Here is a 12,981-nt window from a genome sequence, read left to right on the forward strand (position 1 = left end):
GGTTACTCCATCAATCCGGGTTGTGGGCAGGCGGCTACCGGCGTCCCTGCCATCAGTTGTTCCTGCAGCAAAGTACGGTTGACCTTACCATTCTGATTCAGCGGTAATTGCGGCATCAGCAGGAAACGGTGCGGCACCATATACGATTCCATCTGGGTTTTGCTCCAGCGCGACAATGCTTTTTCGTTCAGATCGCCACGGGTAACGACACAGGCGATGATTTCATCGCCGTAAATCGCATGCGGTATACCGACAACGGCTACCTGCACCACCTGCGGATGACGGTTGAGCACGGTTTCCACTTCTTTGGGCGCGACTTTCTCGCCGCAGCTTTTCAGCATTTCGTCCCGACGGCCGATGAAATAGAGCAGACCCAGATCATCCAGCCGGCAGATATCGCCGGTGTAGAGGACGTTTTCGCCCGGCAACAGGCCGGGGCGCAGTTTCTCGGCACTCTTCTCGTCATTGCGCCAGTAGCCGCACATCACCGTCGCGCCGCGGATCACCAGCTCACCGGTGGCATTGCGGGTATGGCGCTGACCATTGTCGTCCACCACCCACAGTTCGGTATTCGGAATCGCGATGCCGACGCTTTGCGGATGGGTGGCAAGGTACTCTGGTGGCAGATAGGTGCAGCGGTGGCACTCGGTCAGCCCGTACATCGAGTAGATGCGTGCGTGTGGAAAGATATGGCGTAATTGGTCGATATCGCCGGTATGCAGCGCGGCGGCGGTGTTGGTGACGGTACGAATCGAAGCGAAGTTGTAGCGCGAAGCCAACGGTGCTATCAGACGCAGCATGGTCGGCACGATAGGCAGCACTGTCGCGCGCAGGGTGACCATGCGTTGCAGTGCTAACAGGGGCCGACGGAAATCCGGCTCCACGATTAACGTACACTGCGCCAGCGCAGACATAATGACCTGATATAACCCGTAGTCGAAGCTCATCGGAATGAACGACATGATGCGGTCATCGTCGCGCAGGTGCAGGTAACTGGCTACTGAGCTGGCGGCGGTAATCATATTGCGGCGACTGAGCATCACCCCCTTGGGGTGACCGGTAGAACCGGACGTGTAGATAATACACGCCAGATCAAGGTCAATACCTGTAGCGAGCCGCTCGCACTCAACGGAGATGCGGTACGGTTCGTTCACCAGCGCCGCTACCACCTCGTGGCTAAAACAGACGCGGGTGTGGCGATTAAACTGCTGCCAGTGCTCGCTGGCTTGAGCGATGATGATTTCATCGTTAAGGGCTGGGTCGGCTATCAGCAGGCGACATCCGGCGTTATCCACCAGCCAGCTGAGTTTACCGGCCTTGGTTTCCGGGTTCAGTGGAATGAAGATCGCGCCCAGATATTGCAACGCCCAGAAATAAAGCACGAACGTCAGTGAATTTGGCATGTAGACGATCACCCGGTCACCTTTCTCCACCCCTTTTTCCCGCAAATAATCCGCCAGTTGTCGGGCTTGCAGGCGCAACATAAACCAGCTGATTTCGCGATCGGTATCGATGACGGCGGTTTTATTGGCCGCTTCTTTGGCGGCCCGGTCAAGCCAGTGAGTCAGATGGGTAATGTTCGTCATGGAGCATCCTTAATGGGGACAGGAAGGGCGGGTGAACATTCCGGTGTGGTGCGGCTGATAACGCAACACACAGGTGGTGAGATGACGCGCTTCGGGTACCGCCAGCAAGTAACGGTGACCCGGTTGTGCCTGGTGTTTCAGGTAGACAAAGGGGGCCGCACACAGTAGTGACTCTGGCACGCTCACCCGTTGGCAGTGAGGAACGTCGCCTTGCAGCGCCTCAATCAGCGCCGGGCTACCCAGTAGCGTCAGTGGTAGCGTCTCTTGCATGGGCAAACGTGCGAGCAGGTGGCGCAGGGTCACCGTCAGGTCGCCGTTATCGGCGTAAGGCTGGCGATAGTAGCCTTCAAACACCAGTCCGCTGGCCTGCCCGGCTGGCCGTTTTTCTATCCGCATCAGGCAGCAGTTTTTCTGGGGGCGCAACTGCGCCAGTCGTTCGCTGGGATAAGGCGCGATCTCCTGATCGGCAATCATCAACAAGGCCTCATGCCGGTCATCTTCACAGGCCAGATAGTCATCGATGACGTGCAGGGCGAACAACGGAGCCGCCAGGCCGCGGTCCGAGACCGAAAACCCGAACGCATGGTGAGCCTCGCAAGCGTGGATCAGGGCATTAGAGACGGCGCAGCCGAGGTCGCTATCCGGGGTCCAGTGGGCAAATACCACCACATCAAGCTGTTGTAATGTATGACGCGCCTGCAATTCAGGTAACAGCGCTTGCATCATCGCGGTAAAGGAGTGGCTGCTATTCAGCCAGCGGTTCAGCACCGCGCTGTCCGGCTCGGTTGTTTCGCCGTGAGAGCGAAAAAAAGCCCGCAGGTAATCCGCCATCAGCGCCTGACTCGGGTGTGGCAACCGTGATGCGTCGTCACGTTCAGGTACGCTTGTTGGTGTAAACGTGCGCCAGACCAGGTCATCCGGCTGGATACACAACGTCATGATTCCTCTCCGTGCCAGAGCTCAACCGGCTGTTGACGAGCCAGTAACTGTGCCGTGGTCTCCGGCTGGCGAATCTGAATCAGCCGGTGTCCATCTACCATCACTTCCGCTGGGTAACCGAAGCTGAGGAACAAACCGGGTGAGGCAGTTAACCCATAAGCGCCGGAGTGGGTGATGCCGATCAGGTCGTTGACCGCCAGCGTCGGCAACAGCACGTTATCGCCCAGCAGGTCGGTGGGGGTGCAAAGCGGTCCGCTGACCTGATAAGGCTGCACCGGCCGGGAGTGATTATCACCCAGCCGTAACAGCGGAAAATTTTTACGCAGCATGCTGTTCAAGCCTGCCGCCGCACTGTGGCAATTGGCTCCGCCATCGCAAATGGCGAATGTCTTTCCACCCGCGGTTTTCAGGGTGTTGACTCGGGTGACGAACAGGCCCGCCTCCGCCACCAGATAGCGTCCCAGTTCAATGATGATTTGCGTATCGGCGGCCTGGCGGCGGAAATCCGCCACAATGGGGGCGATAGCATCACCCAGTGCCGGTAAATCCAGCGCTGTTTCTTTGGGGAAATAAGGAACGCCAAAACCACCGCCGATATCGACAAAATCCAGTGTTAGCTGGTGTTGATCGCGCAGGTTTAGTGTCAGTTGCAGGATATTTCGGGTATTGTCGGCGATAGCCTGGGCGTTGAGGATACGCGTTCCCAGATAGACATGAAAACCGCGCACGGCAAGGGAAGGCCAACGGGACAGACAAGCCAGCACGGTTTGCAACGTATCCAGCGTCATCCCGAACTGGGTAGGTTTTCCGCTCATCACCAGTCTGGCGTGTTCACTGCTAAAATCCGGGTTGATGCGTAGCGCCACCGTTTGTACGGTGCCAGCCTGTGCCGCCAACTGGTTGATGTTATCCAGCTCGGTGACGGATTCCGCCACAATCGCCCGGATACCACAATTCATGGCGTGCGCTAGCGCCGGTAACGACTTGCCCGGCCCGACATACAGCATATTTTGCGGTAAAACACCGGCTGCCAGCGCGGTATCCAGTTCCGCGGGCGAACACACCTCGCACCCCGTCCCTTGCTCCACCAGCGTTTTCACCACCGACAGGTTCGGGTTCGCCTTCAGAGAATAGTACACCGCTGTTCCGGCTGGCAGTTGCTGATAGAGATGCTGAAGCTGGCGACGTAGCTGACGGGCGCTGTAGACGTAAAAAGGCGTGCCGACATGCCGGGCGATCGTCGCAACCGGTATCTCTTCTACATAACCGTCGGCAAACAGACAGCCGTTAGCAAACAGCGCGTCAGGCTGGGTGGCGGCAGGGTCAGCCATGATGAAGCCGCTCACGCAGGAACGTTGTCAGACTGGTCAGATTCTGGAAGGCATCGAACACGCGGTCATCTGTCAGATCAAACAGGTCACCGGTCAGATTGTAGGCTGCTTCGCAGTGATCACTGAGTACGGCAATCAGGCTGACGATATTGATGGAGTCCAGCAGCCCTTCGGCACCGAACAAGGCAGCGCCCTGAAAGATCTCGGTTATACGACCGTTATCGATGCCGATCGCGGTGAGTTTATCACGCAGAAGGGTATGCAATGTGTCATCATCGTGATGCGCCACTACCGTATAATCCATTCTACTCCCCCTTATCGTTGTTTTTGGGAGTATAACCAGCGTTGTCTTCGGGCGTTTTGTTTGAGATTGCATGCCCGTTGATGTACCGGGAGGCATATCGTCAGTTAGGCGGCAAAAGGCCATAATGTATTCTGATGGCGGTATTTCGCGGCGTTTACTGGTGATTTATGTCAGAAGCATGCGTTGGGAAGGGAGTGGAATCGACGTGATGGCATCATCGTGGCGGATAAAATGACCTTTCCCCCTCCTGCGAACGGTAACAGGAGAGAGAAGGGTTAAGAATAAAATAGCACTACTGACCCGCCATACTTCAGATTACCGGCAAGATTGGCGACCACAATCATCACTCGTTACCGGCTTAACATCGGCTGTTGGCGATGAATCTGGCTGCGACCTTGCGGCAACTCGAATTATTTGGGGTATAATTAATAGACTAATAAATATTTCCCTGGTGTGCGCCAAATTGGCTTTCCGATCGTTAATGACGATCAGAGTTTTTTATTTTCATATTTGATGTTATTTTTTGAAAATTCTAAGGATTTTGTACCGGGAAAGATAGTTAGACTTAGGTATAGGTTGATACTATACTTTCGTGCCGTCATGTTCAGATTGCACTGTCGTACACGATTTTGGGAGAGTTAGATGTCTATATCATTCTCTAACGTTGACTTCATTAATAGCACAATACAAAACTATCTTAACCGAAAGTTAAAGAGCTATGGCGACCTGAAATACGCCTATTTGATCATGAATAAGAAAAAACCGACGGATGTGGTCATTATTTCTAATTATCCGTCGGAATGGGTTGAGATTTATCGAAGTAATAATTATCAACACATTGACCCGGTTATTCTGACGGCGATTAATAAAATATCTCCCTTCTCCTGGGATGATGATCTGGTTATCAGCTCAAAATTAAAATTCTCCAGAATATTCAATCTCTCCAAAGAATACGACATTGTTAACGGTTATACGTTTGTGTTACATGATCCGGGCAATAATCTGGCTACATTGTCTTTCATGTTTGAAGAAAATCGCAGCGGAGAACTGGAAGAGATTGTCCAGAATAATAAAGAAAAACTGCAAATGCTGTTGATTTCCGCTCACGAAAAGCTCACCTCCCTTTACCGGGAGATGAGCAAAAACAAAAACAACAGCAAGTCGCAGGAACCTAATCTTTTCTCACAACGAGAAAATGAAATTCTCTACTGGGCAAGTATGGGAAAAACGTATCAGGAAATTGCACTTATTCTTGGTATTACCACCAGCACCGTTAAATTTCATATTGGCAATGTTGTCAAAAAACTGGGTGTACTGAATGCTAAACACGCCATCCGGCTTGGGGTTGAAATGAACCTGATCAAGCCAGTGGAACCAGTAAAGGCAAGGTCTTAAGCTGCTCGGACTCGGCCTGTGTCATTTGGGTAATGCGCTCAATCAGCGCGTGTCGGCTGTCGTCATCTGTGGGCAGATGCAGCAAATAAATGCGCTCCTGTTTTTCCGAGAGCCCTTGCTGAATGATGGAAATGCGCCAGCCAGAACGTTTTAACAAGGTCAACATTGGGTGGCTGACAATCGTGAGGATACCGTCGTAATGGTATTTTCTGGCGTAATTAATCATAGCGAGGAATAACGTCAGACATGCCGGATTACGGGTGCCAATTAAATTTCTTACTCGATCACGGTCAACAAAAAAACGGCTGGATTCAATATAGTTCCCTTCGGGGATCTTGAGATTATCGAAATAAGAGTAAAACGTGCCGGTAATCATATTGGGGTATTTTATTTCTATAAACCGGACGCTACAAATCACCTTCCCCTCTTTGACGCCTAAAAGGTAGGTGGTGTGCTCATTATCATATTCGTCGAATTCCATCCCATTAATACAGTTGACGGCCCAGTCAAGACGGTCCTTAAATGTATCTTTGCGTAGTGTAAACACCTCATCCAACTTGTTATTTGACATTAAGCTAAAACTCACATCAAATATTTCTAACATATTTCCCCCTGTCTTTAACTTCATGTCTTTCTTGCGCAGGAACTTACCTGGTGGGGAGATATTTTAACGTTTTTATTGCTTGATTTTCCAGCGTGATTATTTGAGGTCATTTAAGGGAAACTGATTTTAATTAGTTGACATATTATTTCCTTATCCACGTTTATGGCGTATGCCAGAAGTGAGATAACTCCCGGTTAGTAGTGTGATAATACCCACCAAAGAAATAATTAATATTTGGAATAATATGCAGGCGTATTTAACAACGCATGTACTTGCCTCGACAGAATGTGCTTGATGAATGGCGAAGAATAACGCCGTGAACTCGTCGTTAGGGAGGCTCGTATCCTGTGCCTGAGTCCCCATTCCGTGTACCCGGCAGATTTTCTGTATTTCCCCGGCCGCTTAAAAAAACATCCGATCAGATCTGGCAGTAATCGACTGAATACACGGTGGTTTCATATTTCTGACATAGGAATGTGATATGGATCGCACTTTTTGTGAAGTTGGGTATAGTTACTATAGTGATAATTGACTTGTCATTTACGAATGCCCTTAACAACGAAGACGCAAAAAAGGAAACCATCATGAACATGAAAACTGTCTTTACTGCCATCGCATTGAGCACTCTGTCCGTCGGCGCTTTTGCTGCAACTGAAATCCAGTACCCACAAGGCCAGGAAGTCGGCAGCATCTCCGCCAGCGCCAACACGCTCGATGGCCTGCAGGCTAAACTGGCTGCCAAAGCGGATGCCGCTGGCGCTAAATCATTCCAGATCACGTCCGTTCAGGGTGACGACACGCTGCACGGCAACGCGGTTCTGTATAAATAATGTAATTGACGAGGTGGGAAGGGCCCGCTCTCCCCACCTCACCTGTTGTGATAACCCCCTCCCCTCTTCTGTGTTTATTTTTTAGGTTTTTATTAACCGGGCTCTGCCCGGTTTTTTTATGGCTGATGGAGTGGGGAAGAGGTAACAGGACATCCCTGGGGGATTACATTCTGAGGATCCCTTTGAGTCGGTTGTAAGCATCCGCATGTTTTTCTGGTGGCATGTGTGCCAAGTTTTGCAGCTTCCAGCGGACGGCGGGTAACTGGTCAATACTGGAGAGCCCAAGGAGTGGCCAATCGGGTGTACGATTCTTGAATGACAGTAAAAATGCCCGCTCCTGTGGTGTTAGTGAGGTGTTGATAGTGGTTTGCTATTTTTAAATTTCACGTCAATAAACGCCGTGAAACAGCAAGTTTTCAAACCCCATCTATGTCGACGCTACAGTTGCTAATGAGTGATATTTCCTACTTTGTCGTTTTTACTAACGCCAGTATTTCCACTTTTCGCTCTGGTGATGCAACCGAAAACGCCAGCATCAATTCAGCCAGTTGGTCATCTGCGGTATAGAAGAATGCCAGCGGAACATCAAGCGCGTCCGCGAGCTGCTGAGCGGTATCGATGCTGGCTTCGTGTACGCCTTTTTCATAGCGGTTAATACGGGTGCTTGCCACGAATTCATCAATTCCGGCAGCGATGCCGAGTTTTTTCTGTGACAAACCTTTCGCCAGCCGGGCTTGCTTAAGCCGTTGACAGAAAACGTCATGGTAGTTTTGTTTTGCTTTCATGACTACGAGAATCGTAGTTTTTGCTTGAGTGAGATACTACGAATAACGTAGTATTTGCTGTGACTATTCTTCATAACGGTGACGAGTCAGGAGGCTGGATGAAAAAGGATTGGCATCAGGCAGATATTATCGCCGCTCTGCACAAGCAACGTACCTCAATGGCAGCGCTTTCCCGCTCTGCGGGTTTGAGTGCATCAACACTGGCGAATGTATTGGTCAGGCCCTGGCCTAAGGGGGAATGGCTGGTTGCTGATGCGTTGGGAATTCACCCGGCCGAGATATGGCCGAGCCGGTATTACGGTCAGGATGGTGAATTGATTGATCGTAAAATCAGGATAAGAACGAAATCGCGTTAAGCACGTTTCACGTTGTTTCAGGCGGGCGATTGTCTAACGATGCCAGCACTCTTTCCTGCTGCTCTCTGGGCAAGTCGGCAAACAACAGGATCATTTTTGCCAGATTGTCGTCGTCGGCATAGAAATAAGCCAGAGGGACATTGAGTGCTTCTGCGAGACGCTTCGCGGTCACGATATTCGCTTCATGCACACCCTTTTCATAGCGATTAATGCGTGCACTGGCAACAAACTCATCGATTCCGGCAGCGATACCCAATCCCTTCTGGGACAGCCCACGCAATAAGCGGGCATCCTTTAAACGTTGACTGAAAACATCGTGGCGTTGCTGGGAAGTATTCATGGCTACGATATTCGTAGTCATGATGAATTTTAGATACTACGATTATCGTAGTTATGGTTATGTAAGCGTACTTGTCTGTTAGTCATCTCCTTACTGGGATATATTCAGTACGTTGTAAGGTTTTTAAAAGAGAATGGTTAGGTTTGGTGGGATGCTTACAATAATAGGTGGTGTCATGGTGTCATGGTGTCATGGTGTCATGGTGTCTATTTAAAAGCTGGCATACCAATTGGGGATATAACCTCGAAAACGGTCATCAAAGCGGAAAAATTCATTCGTAATTTTATAAATTTAACGAAAAATAAAATCGTGATAACCATCAATATTCTTATTTTTAAATTAATTTAAAATACTATCCATAGTTCGTATACTATTTCTGTGATGGTAGGATATTATATATTGCCATATCACTACTAATGATATGAAAATCCTTTGATTTTACAAGATATATCGAATAATCATGCGATAACTAAATTTACACTTCGATAAATAAATTGAGGAGGGGGACAGCAATATTTTTATTTTTTCATAATTAGCAACGCCAACTATTAGGAGTGTATGTAAAAATGACTTGTCAACAGAATCATCGTTACAATCAAGATTTTAGTAACCTGCCAGACGATCAGAGTAAATTTAGTGGCCGTCATAAATGTGCTGGTTGTGCTTATGATAAAGGTTATGCATTAGGACTTGATAGAGAAAAATCCTTACATATTGACATATGCTATGTTACCCGATAGTCAAGCGGGTACCGTAAGGCATCGAAGCGTACAAGCAGCTTTTGCTAAAGGTTATTTCGATGGGGTTTTGGCATCTTATCAAAAGTAATTTGATTGATAATTTAATTTTAGAAAAATTCTTATAATCAAAATAATTCGATTTGCAGATAGGTGGTTTTAGTGAGCTAATGCAGCCAACACAGCTGGAACTTGGAGTGTATATGCAGGTTGTTATCTGTTTATCAGAAAGCACTCAGTATGTCAGGTAATCACCCAAAAAATTAAATATTAACTAATTGAATGTAAAGGAAAATTATGTTTTTTCGTGAAACAGTATACCTAGACTTTAAAAATACTAATAATGAAGAGATGGGTCATTCGGTGTATAAAGATACTACTGTTACTAACGATAACTTCGAAATCTTTGAGCTTCATAGATCACAAGCTGCCGATAATTCTGGAATATTAGTTAAAAATTTAAACTCTCGGTTTTTCCACGTGGCGATTAGTCAGGATGGCATACCGTATGTTTACGATGCTGACAACCAAAAAATAATTTGTCGATTAAGTGATATGGCATGCCGATTAGATGGAGTCATCTACACGGATTTACATAAATAAAGTGGTCCTTTGACCGGCAAAGGACCGTATTAACTGGTATCAACCCTGCAGGTATCATTCTTTGCCTGCAGTATATTTATGGTTCTTTATAGATGATATGGCTGTATCACAATACAGAATTCTGTTCTGTTGGGCTATTGGTTAATGTTCTGGTTCCTGACTATTCACCCGTATGATAGGATTCTTTCGACATTTTTCGTCAATTTAGTTTTCGAAAAATTGCGTACTCAGTTTTTTACTATGCATCGGTAGTTTTAAAGCTATCCGTTGATTCGGTATCTTTTTTCGGTTTAGGTTTGGGATACGTAGTTTTTAGTCCATCAATGTGCTCATGCAGACTCTCGTTCACTTTGAACCACATAGGATCCAGAATAAGATCAACGCCTTCTCGACGAGCTAATTTAGCAGCAGGTACAAAATCTGAGTCCCCGGTGAAAAGCACTATTTGCCGAACTTGCTTTTTCAAAGTCAACGTTGCGATATCTATACCTATCCGCATGTCCACCCCTTTCTGCCGAAAAGATACCGTAAAATCGTCTTCGATCAGATCTTCAGTTTTTCTTTTACCGGATATCAGGTCTTTAATGACATTAGGCTTGTAAGTCCAAGTTATATCGGGAGATAAATTGCCTAATCGAAGAGCTAACTTTCTTTTCTTTCGTAGCTCTTGATGTAATTCATTCCTAAATACTGCTTCTTTAGATTTCGAGTAATCTATACATTTCTTTGTAAGAGGATGATGCATCTTCTTTTCAACTGGTAGACAGTCGTAGAAGAAAATACGATAAAGTGATCGATTTTCCGTTATGGCCTCATCCTTTTTAGAATAACCAACCCTTTGTTTTAAATGCAAAAGGGCTAATCGGCATACCATGTCTGCAACCCGTTTAGCATCGTATGCGCTTTGGGGTTCGAGATTCCTAATTCTTTTAATAAAAAAAGCACCATCTATCAAAATGGCAGTAGGCATGGAAAACGTCCTTGAATTCAAGATAAAAAAATGCCCTGAAGGCTCGGCATTTCTCGGATGAATTAGAAATGCGTACTGCTACAGGGCTGGATGCCTTAAGAATAACCTGTTTCCGGTTACTCGTCAAACTTGCCTAGCTTAACAGTAAGTTTTTGGCTATGCGCCAATCGTGTACTGCAAATAGGCTTGTAAACTTCATGGCGCTTTGGGATAGCCTTACTCAATATTCTGAATCTGCTCCCGCATCTGCTCAATCAGCACTTTCAGTTCGATGGCGGAGGCGGTGACGTCGGCGTTGATGGATTTGGAACCCAGCGTGTTCGATTCGCGGTTGAATTCCTGCATCATAAAGTCCAGACGGCGGCCGACGGCTTCCTGCTTGTTGAGGATTTTGTAGGTTTCTCGCACGTGGGCTTCCAGCCGGTCGAGTTCTTCGGCCACGTCGATGCGTTGCGCCATCAGCACCAGCTCTTGTTCCAGCCGGTTGCCGTCGAGCTGCACCTGCGCTTCTTCCAGCTTGCTTTGCAGTTTTTCCCGTTGCCACTGCAGAATGTTCGGCATGTGAGCGCGGACTTTGGCGACTTCGGCGCTGACGCTGACCAGGCGCTGTTCAATCAACGCTTTGAGCGCGTTGCCTTCGCTTTCGCGGGCGAGGATAAAGTCATCCAGCGCGGCTTCCAGCGCCTGCATTAGCTCTGTGCTGATGGCGTCCAGATCCTGCTCCTGTGCCGACATCACTCCCGGCCAGCGCAGCACGTCGAGTGGGTTGACCTCGCCTTCGTCACTTTGCATTTTCACCCAGTTCGCCGCCGCGACCAGCTGTTTGGCCAGTGGTTCATTGAGGATCAGTTGCCCCTGTGAGCGCGGGTCCAGCTCAAAACGCAAGCCACACTCGATTTTGCCTCGGGTCAGACGGTTGCGGATGCGTTCGCGGATTACCGGCTCCAGGCTTCGGAATTGTTCGGGTAAACGGATGTAGGTTTCCAGATAACGCTGGTTTACGGAGCGCAGCTCCCAGGCGGCGCTGCCCCATTCACCCTTGATTTCTCGCCGGGCGTAAGCGGTCATGCTACGAATCATCGGTGCATACCTGTTAAGAAGTGATGAGGTAATTATAACGGGCGCTTTACTAAAAGCGACAGCGGTAACGGGCTGACAAATCACGGCTTCCGGCCGGGCAGTGCCGTGGCCGGAAACGCAAGGAGAGAATCAGGCGGCGTCCAGCAGCGGCTGGCACTGGCTGGCAAGTTCACGGCACTTACTTTTCAGCACCTGTTTGAGTTGCAGGATCTCGCGGGATTGCGGGATATCGCGGCGGCTTATCAGCATCACTTCGAACGGCAGCGGCTGGCTGATGGGCACGATTTTGAGCTGGTCGGCGTAACGACGGGCGGTGAACAGGTCGACAATACCGGTACCACCACCTGCCAGCACCATGTCGGCGATCACCGAATAGGTTTTGATGTACAGCGATGCGGCGGGTTTAAGGCGGCGATCATGCAGTGCGCGGTGTACCACCTGGCCCAGCGGGTCTTGCTGTTGCATCATCAACAGGTTGTTGTGGCACAGCCAGTCCAGCGATACCGGGCCTTGCTGCGGGCTGTCTTTCGGCAGGATCGCTACCATACGTGACTGGCACAGCGGTTCGGCCAGTAAATCTGGCGGCACCTGCTGGCCGAACACCAGCGCCAGGTCGAGCTGGTGCTGCTGAATGTTCTGGCACAGGGTGCTGAAGTGCTCGGTGACCAGTTCGATGTTCATGAGCGGCACCTGCTGCTGGAACTCGACCATCGCCGGGGCGACAATCATCTGGCCGAAGGCGTGAGCCGCACCCAGTCGCATGGTTTCGCACTGGCCTTTGCGAATGTTCTCGGTCAGGCGGGAAATTGTCTGCAACTGGCTGTAGAGCTGTTCTATCTCCGGCATCAGCCGTTGCCCTTCCACCGTGGGGACCAGGCCTTGCGAACGCCGTTCGAACAACGCGAATCCCAATTGCTGTTCGGCGTGATTCAGCACCCGGCTGACGTTGGGTTGGGAAACGTTGAGTAGCCGTGCTGCACCGCTGATGGTGCCGGCCTGAACGATCGCCTGAAAGACTTCGATGTGGCGTAAACGCATAACCTGAGTCCTGTATATGGAGTGTTCCCGACCGGCCCGATGGAGCACGATCCAACGTATAAACAAGCAAAATTCACGCCAGA

The 12,981-nt window shown here is 49.3% G+C and carries 14 protein-coding genes; 4 read left to right on the plus strand and 10 right to left on the minus strand.

Going from position 1 to position 12,981, the window contains the following annotated elements; genetic code table 11:
• Window positions 1-2: 2 nt before the first annotated feature.
• Genes FGI04_RS19650 through FGI04_RS19665 form a run of 4 tightly spaced genes read right to left on the minus strand, consistent with a single transcriptional unit; the run spans window position 3 to window position 4,160 of the window.
• Window positions 3-1,586 (minus strand): class I adenylate-forming enzyme family protein, encoded by a 1,584-nt coding sequence (locus FGI04_RS19650; RefSeq protein WP_407337134.1) that lies wholly within the window; start codon window positions 1,584-1,586, stop codon window positions 3-5.
• Between the two features lie 9 nt (window positions 1,587-1,595).
• The gene (locus FGI04_RS19655) at window positions 1,596-2,525 is read right to left on the minus strand and encodes a hypothetical protein (protein WP_407337135.1); all 930 of its coding nucleotides are present in this window, start codon (window positions 2,523-2,525) and stop codon (window positions 1,596-1,598) included.
• Entirely contained in the window at window positions 2,522-3,856 is a 1,335-nt protein-coding gene (locus tag FGI04_RS19660; RefSeq protein ID WP_407322068.1) for a type III PLP-dependent enzyme, read from the minus strand. The genes FGI04_RS19655 and FGI04_RS19660 overlap by 4 nt, the downstream gene beginning before the upstream one ends.
• On the minus strand, window positions 3,849-4,160 hold the full coding sequence (locus FGI04_RS19665) for a hypothetical protein (protein WP_342699070.1): 312 nt from the start codon (window positions 4,158-4,160) through the stop codon (window positions 3,849-3,851). Before FGI04_RS19665 ends, FGI04_RS19660 begins: the two co-directional genes overlap by 8 nt.
• Window positions 4,161-4,802: 642 nt before the next feature.
• Here FGI04_RS19665 and FGI04_RS19670 point away from each other — a divergent pair.
• Window positions 4,803-5,555, plus strand: a complete 753-nt coding sequence (locus FGI04_RS19670; RefSeq protein WP_038902957.1) for a helix-turn-helix transcriptional regulator — start codon at window positions 4,803-4,805, stop codon at window positions 5,553-5,555.
• On the opposite strand, the gene FGI04_RS19675 is transcribed toward FGI04_RS19670, so the two are convergent.
• Window positions 5,521-6,159, minus strand: coding sequence for an acyl-homoserine-lactone synthase (locus FGI04_RS19675; RefSeq protein ID WP_012882863.1), 639 nt, complete (start codon window positions 6,157-6,159; stop codon window positions 5,521-5,523). The genes FGI04_RS19670 and FGI04_RS19675 overlap by 35 nt on opposite strands.
• Window positions 6,160-6,743: 584 nt before the next feature.
• Here FGI04_RS19675 and bhsA point away from each other — a divergent pair.
• Entirely contained in the window at window positions 6,744-6,989 is a 246-nt protein-coding gene (gene bhsA, locus FGI04_RS19680) for a multiple stress resistance protein BhsA (protein WP_038906679.1), read from the plus strand.
• A gap of 464 nt (window positions 6,990-7,453) precedes the next feature.
• Here the strand turns inward: bhsA and FGI04_RS19685 are convergent, their stop codons facing one another.
• Entirely contained in the window at window positions 7,454-7,774 is a 321-nt protein-coding gene (locus FGI04_RS19685; protein WP_407322067.1) for a helix-turn-helix domain-containing protein, read from the minus strand.
• 98 nt (window positions 7,775-7,872) lie between these two features.
• Here FGI04_RS19685 and FGI04_RS19690 point away from each other — a divergent pair, with 98 nt between their 5' ends.
• Entirely contained in the window at window positions 7,873-8,130 is a 258-nt protein-coding gene (locus FGI04_RS19690) for a helix-turn-helix domain-containing protein (protein ID WP_038909282.1), read from the plus strand.
• Window positions 8,131-8,137: 7 nt separating this feature from the next.
• Here the strand turns inward: FGI04_RS19690 and FGI04_RS19695 are convergent, their stop codons facing one another.
• Window positions 8,138-8,470 carry a helix-turn-helix domain-containing protein gene (locus FGI04_RS19695; RefSeq protein ID WP_407322207.1) on the minus strand — a complete coding sequence of 111 codons (333 nt, stop codon included), beginning with the start codon at window positions 8,468-8,470 and terminating at the stop codon, window positions 8,138-8,140.
• Window positions 8,471-9,504: 1,034 nt separating this feature from the next.
• On the opposite strand from FGI04_RS19695, the gene FGI04_RS19700 reads away from it, so the two are divergent.
• Window positions 9,505-9,810 carry a hypothetical protein gene (locus FGI04_RS19700; protein WP_407322063.1) on the plus strand — a complete coding sequence of 102 codons (306 nt, stop codon included), beginning with the start codon at window positions 9,505-9,507 and terminating at the stop codon, window positions 9,808-9,810.
• A 238-nt stretch (window positions 9,811-10,048) separates the two neighbouring features.
• Here the strand turns inward: FGI04_RS19700 and FGI04_RS19705 are convergent, their stop codons facing one another.
• The 3 genes from FGI04_RS19705 to FGI04_RS19715 form a co-directional block, all read right to left on the minus strand.
• Window positions 10,049-10,780 (minus strand): NYN domain-containing protein, encoded by a 732-nt coding sequence (locus FGI04_RS19705; protein ID WP_407337136.1) that lies wholly within the window; start codon window positions 10,778-10,780, stop codon window positions 10,049-10,051.
• Between the two features lie 216 nt (window positions 10,781-10,996).
• The gene (locus FGI04_RS19710) at window positions 10,997-11,860 is read right to left on the minus strand and encodes a YicC/YloC family endoribonuclease (protein WP_407322062.1); all 864 of its coding nucleotides are present in this window, start codon (window positions 11,858-11,860) and stop codon (window positions 10,997-10,999) included.
• 129 nt (window positions 11,861-11,989) lie between these two features.
• On the minus strand, window positions 11,990-12,898 hold the full coding sequence (locus FGI04_RS19715) for a LysR family transcriptional regulator (protein ID WP_342699068.1): 909 nt from the start codon (window positions 12,896-12,898) through the stop codon (window positions 11,990-11,992).
• Window positions 12,899-12,981: the final 83 nt, after the last annotated feature.

This window comes from Dickeya ananatis (assembly GCF_019464615.1).
In the GTDB taxonomy this organism is placed as follows: domain Bacteria; phylum Pseudomonadota; class Gammaproteobacteria; order Enterobacterales; family Enterobacteriaceae; genus Dickeya; species Dickeya oryzae.

Excerpts from the sequence above, each read along its gene's own strand:
- FGI04_RS19650 (WP_407337134.1), bottom strand. The coding sequence starts at position 1,586 with ATGACGAACATTACCCATCTGACTCACTGGCTTGACCGGGCCGCCAAA.
- FGI04_RS19655 (WP_407337135.1), bottom strand. The coding sequence starts at position 2,525 with ATGACGTTGTGTATCCAGCCGGATGACCTGGTCTGGCGCACGTTTACA.
- FGI04_RS19660 (WP_407322068.1), bottom strand. The coding sequence starts at position 3,856 with ATGGCTGACCCTGCCGCCACCCAGCCTGACGCGCTGTTTGCTAACGGC.
- FGI04_RS19665 (WP_342699070.1), bottom strand. The coding sequence starts at position 4,160 with ATGGATTATACGGTAGTGGCGCATCACGATGATGACACATTGCATACC.
- FGI04_RS19670 (WP_038902957.1), top strand. The coding sequence starts at position 4,803 with ATGTCTATATCATTCTCTAACGTTGACTTCATTAATAGCACAATACAA.
- FGI04_RS19675 (WP_012882863.1), bottom strand. The coding sequence starts at position 6,159 with ATGTTAGAAATATTTGATGTGAGTTTTAGCTTAATGTCAAATAACAAG.
- bhsA (WP_038906679.1), top strand. The coding sequence starts at position 6,744 with ATGAACATGAAAACTGTCTTTACTGCCATCGCATTGAGCACTCTGTCC.
- FGI04_RS19685 (WP_407322067.1), bottom strand. The coding sequence starts at position 7,774 with ATGAAAGCAAAACAAAACTACCATGACGTTTTCTGTCAACGGCTTAAG.
- FGI04_RS19690 (WP_038909282.1), top strand. The coding sequence starts at position 7,873 with ATGAAAAAGGATTGGCATCAGGCAGATATTATCGCCGCTCTGCACAAG.
- FGI04_RS19695 (WP_407322207.1), bottom strand. The coding sequence starts at position 8,470 with ATGAATACTTCCCAGCAACGCCACGATGTTTTCAGTCAACGTTTAAAG.
- FGI04_RS19700 (WP_407322063.1), top strand. The coding sequence starts at position 9,505 with ATGTTTTTTCGTGAAACAGTATACCTAGACTTTAAAAATACTAATAAT.
- FGI04_RS19705 (WP_407337136.1), bottom strand. The coding sequence starts at position 10,780 with ATGCCTACTGCCATTTTGATAGATGGTGCTTTTTTTATTAAAAGAATT.
- FGI04_RS19710 (WP_407322062.1), bottom strand. The coding sequence starts at position 11,860 with ATGATTCGTAGCATGACCGCTTACGCCCGGCGAGAAATCAAGGGTGAA.
- FGI04_RS19715 (WP_342699068.1), bottom strand. The coding sequence starts at position 12,898 with ATGCGTTTACGCCACATCGAAGTCTTTCAGGCGATCGTTCAGGCCGGC.